This is a genomic window from Pseudactinotalea sp. HY160 (assembly GCF_009372055.1).
Classification (GTDB): domain Bacteria; phylum Actinomycetota; class Actinomycetes; order Actinomycetales; family Beutenbergiaceae; genus HY158.
Genome location: NZ_WHMT01000027.1, coordinates 18999 through 34458 on the forward strand (window position 1 = coordinate 18999; position 15460 = coordinate 34458).

19 protein-coding genes are annotated in these 15460 nt (G+C 70.1%); 14 read left to right on the plus strand and 5 right to left on the minus strand.

The window, feature by feature from the left end; all coding sequences use genetic code 11:
• Window positions 1-38: 38 nt before the first annotated feature.
• Window positions 39-614, minus strand: coding sequence for a 1-acyl-sn-glycerol-3-phosphate acyltransferase (locus tag GCG21_RS15295; RefSeq protein ID WP_194165135.1), 576 nt, complete (start codon window positions 612-614; stop codon window positions 39-41).
• On the minus strand, window positions 608-958 hold the full coding sequence (locus tag GCG21_RS15300) for a hypothetical protein (protein WP_152910539.1): 351 nt from the start codon (window positions 956-958) through the stop codon (window positions 608-610). Before GCG21_RS15300 ends, GCG21_RS15295 begins: the two co-directional genes overlap by 7 nt.
• Before the next feature lie 258 nt (window positions 959-1216).
• Between GCG21_RS15300 and GCG21_RS15310 the strand changes: the two genes are divergently transcribed.
• Window positions 1217-1669 carry a VanZ family protein gene (locus GCG21_RS15310; protein WP_152910541.1) on the plus strand — a complete coding sequence of 151 codons (453 nt, stop codon included), beginning with the start codon at window positions 1217-1219 and terminating at the stop codon, window positions 1667-1669.
• A 9-nt stretch (window positions 1670-1678) separates the two neighbouring features.
• Window positions 1679-3175 carry a plasmid pRiA4b ORF-3 family protein gene (locus tag GCG21_RS15315; RefSeq protein ID WP_152910542.1) on the plus strand — a complete coding sequence of 499 codons (1497 nt, stop codon included), beginning with the start codon at window positions 1679-1681 and terminating at the stop codon, window positions 3173-3175.
• A gap of 91 nt (window positions 3176-3266) precedes the next feature.
• Here GCG21_RS15315 and GCG21_RS15320 read toward each other — a convergent pair whose 3' ends face one another.
• Both GCG21_RS15320 and GCG21_RS15325 read right to left on the minus strand, forming a co-directional pair.
• Entirely contained in the window at window positions 3267-4313 is a 1047-nt protein-coding gene (locus GCG21_RS15320) for a TSUP family transporter (protein ID WP_152910543.1), read from the minus strand.
• Between the two features lie 455 nt (window positions 4314-4768).
• Complete coding sequence (locus GCG21_RS15325; protein ID WP_370517563.1) at window positions 4769-5224, minus strand: SufE family protein; 456 nt, start codon at window positions 5222-5224, stop codon at window positions 4769-4771.
• A 228-nt stretch (window positions 5225-5452) separates the two neighbouring features.
• Between GCG21_RS15325 and GCG21_RS15330 the strand changes: the two genes are divergently transcribed.
• From GCG21_RS15330 to GCG21_RS15340, 3 genes are all read left to right on the plus strand, one after another.
• A complete protein-coding gene (locus GCG21_RS15330) occupies window positions 5453-5791 on the plus strand; it encodes a helix-turn-helix transcriptional regulator (RefSeq protein WP_152910545.1) in 339 nt (112 codons plus the stop codon).
• A 131-nt stretch (window positions 5792-5922) separates the two neighbouring features.
• Window positions 5923-6633, plus strand: a complete 711-nt coding sequence (locus tag GCG21_RS15335) for an ImmA/IrrE family metallo-endopeptidase (protein ID WP_370517564.1) — start codon at window positions 5923-5925, stop codon at window positions 6631-6633.
• Between the two features lie 14 nt (window positions 6634-6647).
• Window positions 6648-7244, plus strand: coding sequence for a hypothetical protein (locus GCG21_RS15340; RefSeq protein WP_227993967.1), 597 nt, complete (start codon window positions 6648-6650; stop codon window positions 7242-7244).
• A gap of 114 nt (window positions 7245-7358) precedes the next feature.
• On the opposite strand, the gene GCG21_RS15345 is transcribed toward GCG21_RS15340, so the two are convergent.
• Window positions 7359-8258: a sulfurtransferase gene (locus tag GCG21_RS15345; RefSeq protein WP_152910547.1), complete on the minus strand. Its 900-nt coding sequence runs from the start codon at window positions 8256-8258 to the stop codon at window positions 7359-7361.
• A 386-nt stretch (window positions 8259-8644) separates the two neighbouring features.
• Between GCG21_RS15345 and GCG21_RS15350 the strand changes: the two genes are divergently transcribed.
• The 9 genes from GCG21_RS15350 to GCG21_RS15385 all read left to right on the plus strand — a co-directional run bounded on the left by GCG21_RS15350 (window position 8645) and on the right by GCG21_RS15385 (window position 15200).
• A complete protein-coding gene (locus GCG21_RS15350; RefSeq protein WP_152910557.1) occupies window positions 8645-9922 on the plus strand; it encodes a uracil-xanthine permease family protein in 1278 nt (425 codons plus the stop codon).
• A 41-nt stretch (window positions 9923-9963) separates the two neighbouring features.
• The gene (locus tag GCG21_RS15355; RefSeq protein ID WP_152910548.1) at window positions 9964-11082 is read left to right on the plus strand and encodes an ImmA/IrrE family metallo-endopeptidase; all 1119 of its coding nucleotides are present in this window, start codon (window positions 9964-9966) and stop codon (window positions 11080-11082) included.
• Between the two features lie 110 nt (window positions 11083-11192).
• Complete coding sequence (locus GCG21_RS15360) at window positions 11193-11633, plus strand: nucleotide-binding protein (RefSeq protein WP_227993968.1); 441 nt, start codon at window positions 11193-11195, stop codon at window positions 11631-11633.
• Between the two features lie 109 nt (window positions 11634-11742).
• Window positions 11743-12462: a hypothetical protein gene (locus GCG21_RS15365; protein WP_152910550.1), complete on the plus strand. Its 720-nt coding sequence runs from the start codon at window positions 11743-11745 to the stop codon at window positions 12460-12462.
• A 155-nt stretch (window positions 12463-12617) separates the two neighbouring features.
• On the plus strand, window positions 12618-12857 hold the full coding sequence (locus GCG21_RS15370; RefSeq protein WP_152910551.1) for a CopG family transcriptional regulator: 240 nt from the start codon (window positions 12618-12620) through the stop codon (window positions 12855-12857).
• Complete coding sequence (locus GCG21_RS17400; protein WP_227993971.1) at window positions 12854-13105, plus strand: TA system VapC family ribonuclease toxin; 252 nt, start codon at window positions 12854-12856, stop codon at window positions 13103-13105. The genes GCG21_RS15370 and GCG21_RS17400 overlap by 4 nt, the downstream gene beginning before the upstream one ends.
• Window positions 13102-13281 carry a hypothetical protein gene (locus tag GCG21_RS16880; RefSeq protein WP_227993973.1) on the plus strand — a complete coding sequence of 60 codons (180 nt, stop codon included), beginning with the start codon at window positions 13102-13104 and terminating at the stop codon, window positions 13279-13281. Before GCG21_RS17400 ends, GCG21_RS16880 begins: the two co-directional genes overlap by 4 nt.
• A gap of 112 nt (window positions 13282-13393) precedes the next feature.
• Window positions 13394-14158, plus strand: a complete 765-nt coding sequence (locus tag GCG21_RS15380; protein ID WP_370517565.1) for a sugar phosphate isomerase/epimerase family protein — start codon at window positions 13394-13396, stop codon at window positions 14156-14158.
• 214 nt (window positions 14159-14372) lie between these two features.
• Complete coding sequence (locus GCG21_RS15385; protein WP_152910553.1) at window positions 14373-15200, plus strand: hypothetical protein; 828 nt, start codon at window positions 14373-14375, stop codon at window positions 15198-15200.
• Window positions 15201-15460 lie beyond the last annotated feature (260 nt).

A 15460-nucleotide genomic window follows, 5' to 3' on the forward strand; every position in this document is an offset into this window, starting at 1 on the left:
CGGCCCGCCTCCGGCGTCCGGGCCGCCTCACCGGCCGATCAGGCGCCCGCGTCCTCTTCCCGCAGCCGCGGAGGCGTGACGAGCCCGGGCCGGAAGCCCGACTTGTCCTCATAGAAGGCCCGCACCGCGTCCATGTCGGAACGGACCTCGCCGGAGAGGTCGATGGTCGGGCCGATCCCACACGTCATCGTGTCGCGATCAACGAACCCGAGGGTGAGCGGGAGACTGGCCCCGGTCGCGATCCGATAGAAGCCCGACCGCCAGTATTCGCCTCGCCCGCGCGTGCCCTCCGGCGTGACCACGAGCGCGAGCCGCTCCCCCGCCTCCACCCGCGCCACGATCGTGGCCACGAGACCGCGCGCCCCCGATCGATCGACCGGGATCCCCCCGAGCCCGCGCATGATCGGCCCGAGCGGCCCGGCGAACAGCTGCTGCTTGCCCAGCCAGCTGAAGCGCACGCCCGCTCGCCAGCCGGTGGCGAGCATGAAGATGAAGTCCCAATTCGAGGTGTGCGGCGCCCCGATGATCACGGTCCCGCCCGCAGGCAGTGGCTCGGCGACCATCGTCCAGCGGCTCAGCCGCCAGAACGCCCGGGCGGCAAGTCTCGTCAGCATGGCGTCAGCCTAGGGCCACCGCGCAGCGGCGCCCGGGAGACGGCACGACCTTCGCCACGCGATCCGCCACGGCGCGTGCACGGCGCCGCACAGGCGCGCTCAGGTTCACCCGGGGGCGCCGTCCATAGGCCGCCCGCCGCGAGCGCAGCGGCGAGCTCGCGCACATGGCTGCGGTTGTACTCCTGCGCCATCGGGATCGCGCCGGCCACGAGGTCGAGGTCGACATCGACGGTCAACACGTGTCGCAGACCCACCGACGGCCGCAGGGCGCGCGCCGTGTCCGCGGTGATGAACCCGGCCCGCGCCGCGCGACGACGAACCACGACGTCGCGATCCACGCTCATCCGGTCAGGCTCCGCGCGAGCAGGTCGCGTAGATGCGACGTATCGATGGAGTGGTTGATCGCGAACGACTGCCGATCGTAGAACGCCCGCGGGCTCGATGCGTCGAGCACACGCGGGCAGGTCAGGGCGCGCGTGGCCGCCACGGTGCCCGCGGCGCGAATGGACGACGCCCGCTCGCCCGCGCACGCAGGCTCGCGTTGCGTTCGGGCGGGCGTATCATCGCCGCGACCCGGCGACACGCACCGAGAGTGAGGATCGATGGCTCCCACCGCCCGCTCCGCCGCCCGGTGGCTGCTCGTGATCGCCTGGATGGCCGTGATCTTCGCGTTCAGTTCCCAGAGCGGCACCGGCTCGGGCGGGCTGAGCCTGCGGATCACCGATGTGCTCTCCGGCGCCCTCGCGTGGTTGCCCGGCGCCATCGACGGCGACACCCTCCAATTCCTCGTGCGCAAGGGCGCCCACGTGGCCGAGTACCTCGTGCTCGGGGCGCTGGTCGCGTGGGCGTGGCGCGCCCGGCCGGGCACCCGGGGCGCCGGCGCGGTCCTGTGGCCGTTCCTGATCACGGTCGCCTACGCCGCGAGCGACGAGTTCCACCAGTCCTTCGTGCCCGGCCGCGGGCCCGCCGTGACCGACGTGCTCATCGACGCCCTCGGCGCCGCCGCCGGAGTCGGGCTCGTGTCGCTGATCCGCCGGGAGCCGGTCGATGATTGACTGGGCGACATGCCCTCACCCGACGACGCCCGCCGCCTGGCCGAGCAGGTCCTGGGCGAGATGACCCCGGAGCAGCAGCGCTCCCTCATCGACGCCCTGGTCACCGGCCACTCCACCCGGATCGTGGACGAGGCACTCGCCACGCCCGCGCCCGCCATGACCGCCCCGCCGGCCCGGACGCGCGGCGTGCGCGTGCGCCTCGACCTCGTCGGCGCCAAGCCACCGGTGTGGCGCCGGCTCGAACTTCCGGGCGACCTGCGGCTCGACGTGCTCCACCGCGTGCTGCAGGCCGCGATGGGCTGGACCGACACCCACCTGCACCGCTTCCGCACGGGCAGCGATCACCGGGCCGGCCACTTCCTGTCCTCCTACGACGTCGAGGAGGGCGAGCAGGGCGTGCCCGAGAGCGACGTCCGCCTCGATCAGGTGGTCGCGGCGGCGGGCGACCGGCTCTGGTACGAGTACGACTTCGGCGACGGCTGGGAGCACGTGCTCACCGTGGAACAGCTCATGGACGACGCCCCCGCCGAACCCAGGTGCATCGGCGGGCGGATGGCCTGTCCGCCCGAGGACTGCGGCGGGATCTGGGGCTATGCCGAGCTCGCCGAGTGGGTGCGGGGCGGCTGCGACCCGGCCGCGGTACCGCAGCCGTTCGACGACGCCGAGCACGCCCGCACCTGGCTGCGGCCGCACTGGCATCCCGACCGGTTCGACGTGGCGGAGGCGAACGAGGCGCTCGCCCACACGAGGCCCCTGCCGGTGGCCGGGCCGCTGGCCGACCTCCTGGAGCAGCTCGGCCGGAGCGGCGACCCGGTGGCGGCCGGGCTCATCGCGCGGCTCGCCGCGGCCACCGCGGCCGGCGCGGTCACGGAGGCCCCGGACGGCACGGGCGCGGCGGACCCGGCGGTGAGCGAGCACGACGCCGCCCGCATGATCGGCCCGTTTCTCATCCTGCTCGACGTCGTCGGCGACGGGATCCAGTTGACCAAGGCGGGCAAGCTCCCCCCGGCGACGGTCACCGCGCTCGCCGAGGAGACGGGCATCGCGGGCTGGTGGATCGGCAAGGTCAACCGGGAGGATCAGACCTGGCCCGTGGCGCTGCTGCGGGAGGCGGCCCGTTCGCTCGGGCTCGTCACGGTGCGCTCGGGCCGGCTCTCCGCGACCGCGATCGCCCGGAAGCACCGCGAGAACCCGCTCGAGCTGTGGCGTCATCTCCTCACCCGGCTGCCCAAGGGCACGAGCGACTTCGATCGGGAGGCCGGTTGGCTCTCGCTGGCGGTCGTCGCCGCGGGCACCCCCGCCCAGGACTGGCGCGAGGAGATCGCTGCCCTGCTCACCGGCGTGGGCTGGCGCGCGGGCGGCGACGGGTACCTGGGTGGCCTCCCGGTGTACAACCCGACCCTCGACGTGCTCGAGGTGCTCGCCGGTCGCCTCCGCCACGGCGGCCTCACCGGGTCCGACCCGGCCGTGGCCGCCACCGCCCGGGCCGTGATCCTGCGGCGGTAGCACCTCATCGCAGCCCGAACGCGGGATCATGGCGAGGTGCCGGGCCCGGAGCTGCCCACGATCCCGCGTTCGGCGGGCTCAGCGCGAGTTCTCATAACCCCGCGAAGCCCTGCACCACGAGGTAGCCGGCGCCGAGCAGGGTCGCCACCACGATCACCCGCTCGAACGCGCCCTGCGCGATCCGGGTGATCACGAACCGCCCGAGGAAGAACCCGGCCGCGAGCGCCGGCACGAGCACGACGCTGAGCAGCACGTGTGGCCACGAGATGAGCCCGAGGCCCACCGAGAAGGGCAGCTTCATCAGGTTCGTGACGGCGAAGAACCACGCCGCCGTGCCCAGGAACGTGCGCGCCCCGAGCCGCATCACGAGAAAGTACATGCTCATGACCGGCCCGCCCGCGTTCGCCACCATCGAGGTGAACCCGCCCGCCGACCCGTAGATCACCGCCGACAGGCGTCGCTTACGGACGGCGGCCCTCGCCCCCGCCGGTTCCCCGCCCCGCGTAGCACTCGCCGTGCCCTCCGACCCTCCGGCCTCACCCGCCGAGGCGGCCGGCCCTCCGGCGTCGCTCGCCGAGGTTGCCGAACCTCCGGCCTCACCCACCGATACTGCCGACCCTCCCGCACTACTCGCCGCTACGGCCGGTGACGCGCCCCGGGGACCGGACCCCGCGTCGTCCCTACTCCCGGTTCCCACCGGCCCACGCCGCTCGGCGGCGATCGCTTCATCGGCACTCGCGCGGCCCGCCCGCTGCTGCGCCGCCCGCTGCACGAGGCCCAGGCCCATGAGTGAGAGGAGGATGAGCCCGATCGCGATCGCGGTGCCCTGATCGTCGGCCACCGCGAGGAAGGCGAAGCCGAGGAGCATCCCGAGGATGACGTTCGGCGCCATCCGCGCGAGCATCGACCAGTGCGCATGCCGGCCGTAGGCCGCGAGCGCGAACACGTCGCCGAGCAGGAACAGCACGAGCATCGTGCCCGTCGACTCCCGCGCCGGGATGACCGCCGCGGCGAGCACGACCCCGATCGCACCGACCGCCGGCACGGCCGCCTTGCTCACCCCGGTCGCGACCGCGGCGAGCACGAGCGCCGCCCATGCAAGGGCCGACAGCTCGGGCAGGTGGGCCACGAGGCTCACGCGTCACTCACGGCGAAGCCGATGGGCGCGCTGTGTCATGTGATCGCCATGACTCTCCGGCACCGTCGTCCGGTCAACCTCGCGCCGCCACCGCAAAGTCACTGCACGATCAACTCTCGTCACGATCTGAGCGTACCGGCCAGGCTCCGAAGGACTGCCGATACCGGTGGCGCCCTTCACGAGTGGCCGGCACCCGCCCTCACATCTGCAAGGTTCGCTGCCTCACGTTCGTACAGTACGACTCACGTCATCATCGGCAAGGTAAACGTCGTCGAATCCGGACTGGCCACCGGCGACGGCGCGGGAATCGATCTGGTCATCGAGAACGACGACGGCACCGTCCTCGCCTTCGAGGTCAAGGAGCGCGGACGAGCACCCGGCTCCGGCCTTCGCGGTCTGAGCCGGCATCTGTCGATACCGGGTGCCGGCAGGTTCGCGCCGGCGTGCGAGGAGACTCAGACGAGCCCAGCCTTCTCGCGCACCTGCCGCTGGATGCGGGCGAGCATGCCGGTCATGCCGCGCAGCCGCAGCGGGCTGATCACCTCGGCGAGGCCGAGCGTGGCGGAGACGTCGTTCGGCACGGCCACGATCTGTGCGGCCGTGAGCCCGTCGAGTCCCTCGGCGAGGATTCCCGCGAAGCCGCGCGTGGTCGGCGCCTCGGGCGGGGCGGAGAAGAACAGGGCGACCGGGGCGGCCGGGCCGGTGCCGTCGACCTCGACCGTGAGGAAGATCGGCGACTGGCATTCGGGCACCGGCTCGAGCAGCTCGGGATGGTCGGTCAGCCGCTCGGGCAGCGCGGGCAGGCCCTCGGAGAAGTCGAGGAGCAGTTGCACCCGGTCGCTGGGCGCCATCGCGTTGAAGTCCGCCACGATCGCCGCGAACGCCTCGGGCAGGCTGGTTGTCTCGGTCACGTGATCCTCCCGCCCGGGCTGCCGGGCTCTGCTCGCTGGGCCGGGCGCCATGGGGCCCGGCCGGTTCGAGGTCCATCGTAGTTGCGGGTGGAGGGCCTCGGGCGCCGGAGGCCCGCTCCACACGTCCGAGGATTCATCGAGGTAGTCGGACGACTCCGGGGCTAGATCGCTTCACGGTTGTCGGCTACACTGAATCGCTCTAGAGAATATGATTCAAGGGAGATTGCGATGACTGGGCAGGTACGGATGGGTGCGGCCATCGAGAGCGCTCGCGAAGCAGCGGGGCTCTCCCAGCGCGCGCTCGAGGATCGCACCGGCATCTCGCAGTCGACCCTGAGCCGCATTCTCTCCGGCAAGCGCACCGCGAAGATGACCGAGATCATCCTCATCGCCGAAGCCACCGGTTGCACAGTCGGCCAGCTGACGGGGACCCTCATTGCCGACCGAGTGGAGTACGCCGCGCGCGCCACGAACGACTCCGAGATGGAGAAGATGCGCCGGCGGCTGCTGCACTTCATCGAACTGGACGCATACCTGGACGATCAGGCGATCGGCGTGCCGCAGTGACGGGCACAGGGAGATCGACTCCCGAGGACCAGGCCAGGGAGGCTGCGGGCGGCTTCCGTCGGGAGTATCGGTTGGGGGGGCAACCGCTCGGCGACCTCGTCGCGCTCATCGACATGACGACTGGGCACGACGTGGCCGTCATCGATGCAGAACCCGACGAGCACGGGCTGACGATGCGTGATCCGGTGCGCGGCATCGTCTTCATCGGAGTGGCTCGGACCAGACGGCCGATGCGGCAGCGCAGCAGTCTGGCACACGAAATCGCACACGTGCTCTTCGGCGACTGGAACCGATGCGAGGACCTCAGTGCGCGCTCGATGGAGGAGATCCGCGCCGACTCATTCGCCCGCCACCTGCTCGTACCGCTCGACGGCCTCAGAGAGTTCCTCGGAGACCGCGAGAGCGTTTCCGAGGCGGATCTGTCGGCGACGGTGCAACGCTTCCTCGCCTCGCCGGCGATCGTCTCGATCGCCCTGCATGACTGCGGGTACATCGACACTCCGACCAAGACTCGGTGGATGTCGCTCAGTACACCGCAACTGGCGACTCGCTTCGGTTGGAGCGATCAGTACCACTCGCTCCAGGAGGACTCGAACCGCACCCGCCCTCCGCAGCGGCTCCTCGCGCGCGCTATCTCGGGCTATGAAGAGGGCGTCGTGACCACCCAGACCATAGCCACGCTCAGGGGCATCAGTGCCGAACATGCGGCCGCGGAATTAGCGGACGCCGGAGTCGTCCCTCACGACTACGTGATCCCCTCGCTGAGCGCCGAGGACCTTCCAGTGGTCGATGTGGACCTGAGCGATCTGGACGAGCCGAATCCCTCGGAACCGAACGAATGAGCTGGCGGCCCATCATGGACGCCGGTCCGGGGATCAACTTCTTCTCCACGAATCAGCAGCGGCTGCTGTTCAGCGTGCTCGGACCTCTCTGCGTTCCAGAGATCGTGGAGCGAGAGATCCTGCGGAAGGCACGATCCGACGAACGGTTCGCCGCCGCACAACGCGTCTGGAGCAAGCTTCCCTCACGCCTCATGGAGGTCGTTTCCGACGACACGACGGTCGAACTAGCTGCAGCAGTCCAACGACTCAGCGGGATGGCGATCGATCAGCGCCTCGGCATCTCGAGGGACCTGGGGGAGACGATGGTCATCGCCCATGCAGCGGTGGCGGCCGGAGCGGGAGAGCACGTCATCATCCTGATCGATGATGGTGCAGGGTGTCGGCTGGCGGCTCAGGAGGCCCGGCGACTCGGGCGCCTCCAAGCCGCCGGGAAGCCCGTTGGAAGTATCAGCCTGGTCGACACCGTGACGGTGCTCGAACGCGCAGCCGGCGGCGATCACCTCCCGGACAAGCAGTCGATGCGAGAGCTGTGCGGACGACTGAGGTCACTCGACGACGGACTGCCTCCCATCGAGACGACTCGTCTGCTCTCACGGCAGTGCTGGCGGTAATCACCAATCCGGCCGGCTTCTCAGCACTCGTGAGCGCGCGATCGCGCCCACCCACACGCGAACGGACGGCGCCCGCTCACCTGGGTGAGCGGGCGCCGTCCATAGGCACGTGGATCAGCGCGAGGGAACCTCGCCGGGCTCGGCGCCGACGGCGATCGGGACGCGCACGGCGTTGCCCCACTCGGTCCAGGAGCCGTCGTAGTTGCGCACGTCGGGCCAGCCGAGCAGGTGGGTGAGCACGAACCACGTGTGGCTCGACCGCTCGCCGATGCGGCAGTAGGCGATCACGGGCTCCTCGCCGGTGAGCCCCTGCTGCGCGGCGTATATCTCCTCGAGCTCGGGGCGCGACTTGAACGTGGCGTCGGCGTTCGCGGCCAGGGCCCACGGCACGGACTTCGCGCCGGGGATGTGGCCGCCGCGCAGGGTTCCCTCCTGCGGATAGTTCGCCATGTGGGTGCGCTCGCCGGTGTACTCGGGCAGGGAGCGCACGTCGATGAGCTGGCCGCCGAGGAAGTCGAGCACGTCCTCCTTATAGGCGCGGACGCGTGAGTCGTCGCGCTCGACCACCGGATACTCGGCGGGCTCGGGGGCGGGCTTGTCGCGGGTCAGGTCGCGCCCCTCGGCGACCCAGGCGGCGCGGCCGCCGTCGAGGAGGCGGACGTCCTCGTGGCCGAAGAGGGTGAAGACCCACAGGGCGTAGGCGGCCCACCAGTTGTTGTTGTCGCCGTAGATGACCACGGTGTCGTCGCGGTCGATGCCGAGCCGGCCCGCGAGCTTCGCGAAGCCGGCGCCGTCGACGTAGTCGCGGGTGACGGGATCGTTCAGGTCGAGGTGCCAGTCGATCTTGTGCGCGCCCGGAATGTGGCCGGTGTCGTAGAGGAGCACGTCCTCGTTCGACTCGAGCACCACGAGGCCCGGTTTGCCGAGGTTCTCGGCGAGCCAACCGGTGGACACGAGCTTCTCGGGGCGGGCGTACTGGGCGAAACGGGGATTGGATTCAACGGGGACAGCCATGGGTCCAGTCTCCCACTCGGCCGTTCGGTTCCGAAGGGTGGGTCGGGACATCTCGCTGGGTGACACGCATCTCAACGGGCGGGCATGCGGCACGGCGCGGGCCGCGGCGACCGGCGGATCACGGCGACCCAACCGGACGTTTGTGGAGTTTCCAACCGGATGTTTGTGGAACTTCCAACCGGAGATTTGTGAGGTCTCGACCCGGACACGCGCGCAGTCGACAGCGTCGCCGCCTTGCCCGCCGGAACAGTCCGACATGGCACGGCCTGGCCTAGACTCTCCTGCGGTCCAACCGCGGGCGCTTCGAGGCGCCCCACAACCAAGGAGCAGGCGTGGTCTGGAAACTGCACGGCGATGGGATCTCCCCCGACCCCGAGGCCATCGTGATGCCGGACGAGCGGCTCAGCTGGCCCCGCACGATCGGGTTCGGCCTGCAGCACGTCGTGGCGATGTTCGGGGCCACGTTCCTCGTGCCGCTGCTCACCGGCTTCCCACCCACGACCACCCTGCTCTTCTCGGGCCTGGGCACGATGCTGTTCCTGCTCATCACCCGCAACCGGGTGCCGAGCTATCTCGGTTCCTCCTTCGCGTTCATCGCCCCGATCCAGGCGGCGATGACCTCCGGGGCGGGCATGGGCCCGGCCCTGTTCGGCATCATGGCCACCGGCGCCCTGCTCGCCGTGATCGGGCTCGTGGTGCAGGCCACCTCGACCCGCTGGCTCGACGCCCTCATGCCGCCCGTGGTCACCGGCGCGATCGTGGCCCTCATCGGCTTCAACCTCGGCGGCGCCGCCACCGGCAACTTCGCGAAGTCCCCGTGGGTCGCGCTCATCACGCTCGGCTCGATCCTCATCATCGCGGCGGCCTTCCGCGGCCTGTTTGCCCGGCTCTCGATCCTCGCCGGCGTGATCATCGGCTATATCGCCGCTTACGTCGCGGGCGAGGTCGACTTCACCGCGGTCGGCGAGGCCGCCTGGTTCGGCCTGCCCGAGTTCCACGCCCCCGTCGCGGACCTGTCCGTGCTGCCGATGTTCCTGCCGGTCGTGCTCGTGCTCATCGCCGAGAACGTCGGGCACGTGCGCTCCGTCGCGAACCTCACGGGCCGCCCCCGGATCAACGACCTGACCGGCCGCACCCTCGTCGCCGACGGCGTGGCCACCGTGCTCGCCGGGTCCGCCGGCGGCTCGGCCACCACCACCTACGGCGAGAACATCGGCGTGATGACCGCCACCCGCGTGTTCTCCACGGCGGCCTACTGGGTGGCCGGGATCGTGGCCGTGGCCCTGTCCTTCTCCCCCAAGTTCGGCCAGATCCTCAAGACCGTGCCCGACGGCGTGCTCGGCGGCGTGACCGTGGCCCTTTACGGGCTCATCGGCCTCATCGGTATCAAGATCTGGATCGAGAACAAGGTCGACTTCTCCCGCCCCGTGAACCAGTACACCGCGGCCGTGGCCCTCATCATCGCCATCGGCGACCTGACGCTGAGCGCCGGCCCGGCCACGTTCACCGGCATCGCCCTCGGGTCGATCGCCGCCGTGGTCGTCTACCACGGGATGCGCCTGATCGAACGGCTCCGCGGCGGCTCCTCCGAGTCCGCCCCACTGCCCAGGCCGTCATCGGCGGCCGAGGGGGACCTGGTGGGCAGCGGCGAGGCTGGCAGGTAGAACCCTGTCATAACGTCGGCCAATGTTCTAAAATCGCACATATGACACTCGACTCGGCCGGACTAGGACTTCGGATCGCCGGGGCCCGGCAACGCACCGGGCTCACACAGGACGAACTCGCGCGTTCTGCGGGGCTCAAGCGTTCGACGATCGCCAAGATCGAAACGGGCGCCCGCCGGGTCACCGCGCTCGAACTCGCACGCGTGGCGGATGCCACCGGAGAACGAATCGAATGGTTCGTGGAGGAGCCGGTGCCGTCGATCGTGTCGCATCGCAACATGTCCGACCCGGGTGAGCCGAGTCCACGGATCGACGGGGAGATCAATCGCGTGGCCCGTGCCGTTGAGTTCACGGCCCGACATGACCACGTGCTTCGCGACGTGCTCCGCGGCATCCCCGACTTCGGGGAACCCACATCCCTCGCGGAAGCCGAGGCGCTCGCGAGCAAGGCGCGCGGGCTTCTCGGGATCGACCTCGACGCACCGCTGCACGATCTGAGCGCCAAGCTCGTCACAGCGGGGATACTGACGTTCGTCACCGATCTCGGGACCGAATCCGCAGATGCAGGCAGTCTGCTCCTCCGGACGGGCGCCGTCGCCGTCATCAACGGCGCACTCCACACGGGCCGCCGCCGGCTCGCGCTCGCGCACGAGTTCGGGCACGCCCTCATCGCCGATGAGTACACCGTGGACTGGCGCGTGGATGGAAGCACCGCCGAATCGCGGGAGCGCAGCCTGGACCGGTTCGCCCGGGCTTTGCTGCTTCCACGCGCAGCGCTGACCGCCTCCTGGCACAAGCGGGTCGAAGCCGAAGGTATCCGCTCTGCCGCAGTGCGCATAGCAAGCGACTTCCGGGTAGACATGTCGACGTTGGCTCAGCAACTTCTCGACCTCGGGCTCATCGACGCGGGCGCCGCAGCGCAGGTCCGTACGGTCCGGACCGGCCGCGCGGATATCGTCGAGTACGGTCTCGTGGTCGCGGACGAATTGCCGACCGGTGAGCTCCCCCAGCCCTATCAGGCGGCGGTGTTGCGCCTCTTCAAGTCCGAGACCGTGAGTGCCGATCGAGCCCTCGACCTCCTGCTCGACACCTGGGACACGGGTGACCTGCCACCGCTCACGCTCCGTGACGAGTCGGAGATCTGGCAGTTCGTCTCGTGACCTCGAAGGAGCCCGTCTCCCTCGTTATCGATACCGGTCCGCTGAGCCATTTGGCCAAGGCCGGTTGGCTGTCGGTGCTTCGATCTGTTGCCGGCGGGCGCACCGTCGTCATGACTGCCGAGGTCGAGGCCGAGCTCCACGAGGGCCTTCACCGATACCCACATCTGCAGCAAGTCCTCGAGGCCCGCTGGATCAGGACCGAGGAGCTCCGATCCACGGCAGAACTGACGTCGTTTGCCGACTTCGCCGCCCGCCTCGTCGTCGGAACCCGGAACGTCGGCGAGGCCTCCGTGCTCGCCTACGCCGCCGTCCATGATTGTGTCGCGGTCGTGGACGACGGTGCTGCACGCAAGGCCGCACACGACTTCGACGTCAAGCAACGCGGCACGCTCGGGCTCCTCTGTGAAGCGATTCGTGAGGGTCTGCTCACGGTTGACGTCGTCAGCGACATCGCGGACCACCTGCTCGAGAGCGAGTACCGGCTTCCCTTCGGACCCGGCAATTTCCGGGCCTGGGCGCGCGAGAACGGGCTCGTGCCACCGGATCGGTAGGCCCCAGGCCGTCGTCGGCGGCCGAGGGGGACCTGGTGGGCAGCGGTGAGGCGGGCAAGTAGGATTCTCTCGTGATGATCTCAAGGCTCCTGGTGGTGACTCCGCTCTCGTGAAGGTCTCGGTGGAGAACGGCATTCCGGGCTGGTCCCGGGCGGCGCTCGAGGTGCTGCAGGAGGTGGCCGGCACCTACAACGCGACGATCACGAGCAGCGCGCTCATCGAGGAGATCCAGTCCCGCTCGGGCCGCTGGGCAAACGTGACGAGCAAGGCCTGGGTGCGCAAGGTGCTCGCCGTGGTCACCCTCAAGTGCCAGCGCGAGGAGTGGCCCCACCTCGCCGCGCTCGTGCTGCGCCCCTCCGACTCCACGGTCGGCCCTTGGTACGGCGACGTGCTCGCGATCACCGGGCCGGGCACCTCGCCCGACGAGCAGCACCACGCCGCCGAGATGCGCCTCGAGTGCTACCGGCACTTCGGCGCCGACGTTCCCACCGGCGCCGTTCCCGTGCTGCGGCCCGTCTCCCGCAAGCGTATGGACGACGCAGCTCGCCCCGCCCGCTCGGCCGGCGGTCGAGCCGTGGCCGGGTCCGTATCCGCCGCGGACGACGCGGAGGGCGGTCATGGCGGTACCGCCGGACCGGGCCCGAGCAGCCGGGCCGGGGCCGAGGCCGCCACCCCGTCCGGCCGGCCGGCGCGCGGCGGCGACTCGGGCGCGAAGGGGAGCGGGCGTCGTCCGCAATCGAAGGCGGCGGGCGAGGAGCGCACCGGCGGCATCTGCCCCACGTGCTTCATGCAGATGCCCCTGACCGGGGAGTGCCCGAACTGCGGCTGAGCCCGCGCCGGCTCATGCACCGATCTCTGGCTGACCGGATCGACCCGCGATCGCATGCGATCCGGCTTACTGCACTGGCACTCGTTGCCTCGCAGGCACCACTGCCCCCCACATCATCATGTGCCACGAGCGCATCATGAGGCTACGCTGTGTCGATGCGGACCACGATCACCATCGCGGATGATGTCTTCGCGGAGATCGAACGTCTGCGCCGGCTCGAAGGCATCGGGCCGAGCGAGGCACTCAATCGGCTGGCCCGCCGAGGCATCTCCGTCGCAGAATCCGAGCAACCCCGATACGTGCACACGTCCCATCCGCTCGGACTCAAGGTCGACGTGAGCGATGTCGGCGCCGTGCTCGATCTCCTCGACGATCACGACTCACCAGCGGCATGATCCTTGATGCGAATATCCTCCTGTACGCCGTCGACTCGACGTCACCCCATCACGATCGGGCCTCGCGCTGGCTCACGCGCGTGCTCAACGGTGCCGAGCGGGTGGGGCTGCCGCGGCAGACGACCGGTGCATTCCTACGCGTGGCAACCCACCCTCGCGTGACCTCGCATCCGCTCGACGCGCAGGCCGCGCGGGCGTACGTGGATTCGTGGGTGAACGCCCCCCGCCCGCATGGGTGCCGCCGGTGACCCGCCAGACAGTGCTCGCGTTCGGGCAGCTCATGCGTGATCACCACGTGACCGGCAATCTCGTGCCCGATGCCCAGTTGGCCGCACTCGGGCTCAGTCTCGGGGTGGCGGTGGTCTCCGCGGACAGCGACTTCGCGCGCTTCCCCGAGGTGCGCTGGGTCAACCCGCTCGAGTAGGCGGTCCGGCTCTCGAACGTGGCGCCCTGGGGCGGCCACGGCCGATCCGAGGAAGACGTCGCTCCCGGTGGCGGCCCGTAGAGTGATGAGCACCCCGATCGAGGAGTCGCCCGTGTTACGCCCTGGACTGTGTTCGGTCACCTACCGCGAACTGACGCCGGCCGAGGTGATCGACCTCGCCCGCGACGCCGGGCTCGAATGCATCGAGTGGGCCGGGGACGTGCACGTGCCCGCGGGCGACGTCGCGGGCGCGGCGTCGGTGCGGGGGGCGACCGAGGCGGCCGGCCTGGCCGTGGCCTCCTACGGTTCCTACCTCGACTTCCTCGGCAGCGAGGAGGAGTTCGCGCTCGCCGCGGCCGGGGTCGTGTCGGCGGCCGCGGCGCTCGGGGCGCCGCGCATCCGTGTCTGGGCGGGCCGGACGGGCTCGGCCGAGGCGGACTCGCAGCTGCGGGACCTGGTCGTGGCCCGGATCCGGCACGTCGCCGACCTGACCCGCCCGCTCGGCATCGATCTCGGGCTCGAGTTCCACGGCCACACCCTCACCGACGAGGTCGGCTCGACGCTGCGGCTGCTCGAGGAGGTCGGCCGGGCGAACGTGCTCACGTACTGGCAACCGCACCAGGGGATGCCGAGTGCCGACGCGCTCTCGACGCTGCGGCGCGTGCTGGAGCGGACCTCGACGATCCACGCGTTCTCGTGGTGGCCGATGGCCGAGCGGCTGGAGCTCGCCGAGCGCGCCGACCTGTGGCGGGGCGCCGTCGAGATCCTGGCGGCCGCGGGCGGCGACCACGACGTGCTGCTCGAGTTCGTGCCGGACGACGACCCCTCCCTGCTCGCCTCCGAGGCCGCGACGCTGCGGGAGTGGCTGCACCCCTGAAGAAAACGGTAACAATTTCTTACCGCCCACGACCGGATGAAACTTGTTTTAAAATGCCACAATTCGGTCGGCTTCTTCCTACTATGGGATCGTGACGATACGACGACCGACGGTCTCCCGGGGAGAAACGTCGCAGTTCTTGCGACACTTGCTGGCCGATGAGGAGTCATACAACCGTCGATGGCGCGTCTCCGTCACCCGACAATCGGGGGAATTGATACATCAGCGCGCCGTTGCGCAAGTCGTCGCCGAATACCTCTGGGAGACCGGTCAGGTCGACGACGCCGTGACCGACCTGCCGCGCCGGCTGCGGGACCGGATCTCCCGCGCGCTGGCCGGCACCTCGCTCTCGACCGAGACGCTCCGCTGGTTCATCGAGGCCTTCGACATGAATCAGATCCACGCGGACTCGCTCTGGAATCGATACCGGAACGACGCCGCCCGGGCCCCCTCGGGAGTGGGCATCTACGCCCCGCCGGGCAACAACGGCGAGCCGCGCCGGCCCGTGTCGAGGGCGGACTACCGGGTGCGCACCCTCGACGAGTTCCACCAGCTCGGCCCGGACGGCCTGCCGAACGTGCACCAGACCTACGTCGTGATCGAGGCGCTCGCGCGGCTCGAGCGGTACACGTTCCAGTTCGACACCGACCACGCCTCCGTCGAGGTGCTGCGCGGGGGGACGCGGGGAGCCTCGTATCCGAACCCCGACCGTCCGGAGATCTGGGCGGTGGACATCGAGTTCGCCGACGCGCTGACGCCCGGGGAGACGGCCGCCCTCGAGTACCGCACCTTCTTCCACTACCCGGGAGCGCCCGAGCCGGTGTTCCGGCGGATCATCCTCGACGCGATCCCGGCGGTCACGATGGAGGTGCGGTTCAACGAGGCGCGGCTTCCCGCGCGGGTGTGGTGGAGCACGTGGGAGTCGATCGACTCCCACGCGATCGACGAATCCGTGACGCCGGTCGATCGCGGAGGCACCGCCCATCGTTTCCTGGAGAACACCCCGCCGGGAATATTCGGCTTCCGATGGGCGTGGGAATGACCGACGTCGCGGGCAGGTAATACCGTGCCGCGGCACGGCGCTTATGTCGCACTTATGTCGCACCATTCGAATGGGGGCCCTCGCGTCACTGCCGATCCATAGGGAACAGCCACGAAACAGGGGCCGGGTATGGGGCTCTTCACAATCCAGGGTGTAGTTGGGGTCTGAATCCGCCGGCCTCGAGTAGTGATCTGGCGATGTAGTTGGTGAGGTTGCGGAAGCCGAGGGCGGAGCCGCGGAGGTGTTCGAGGCGCCCGTTG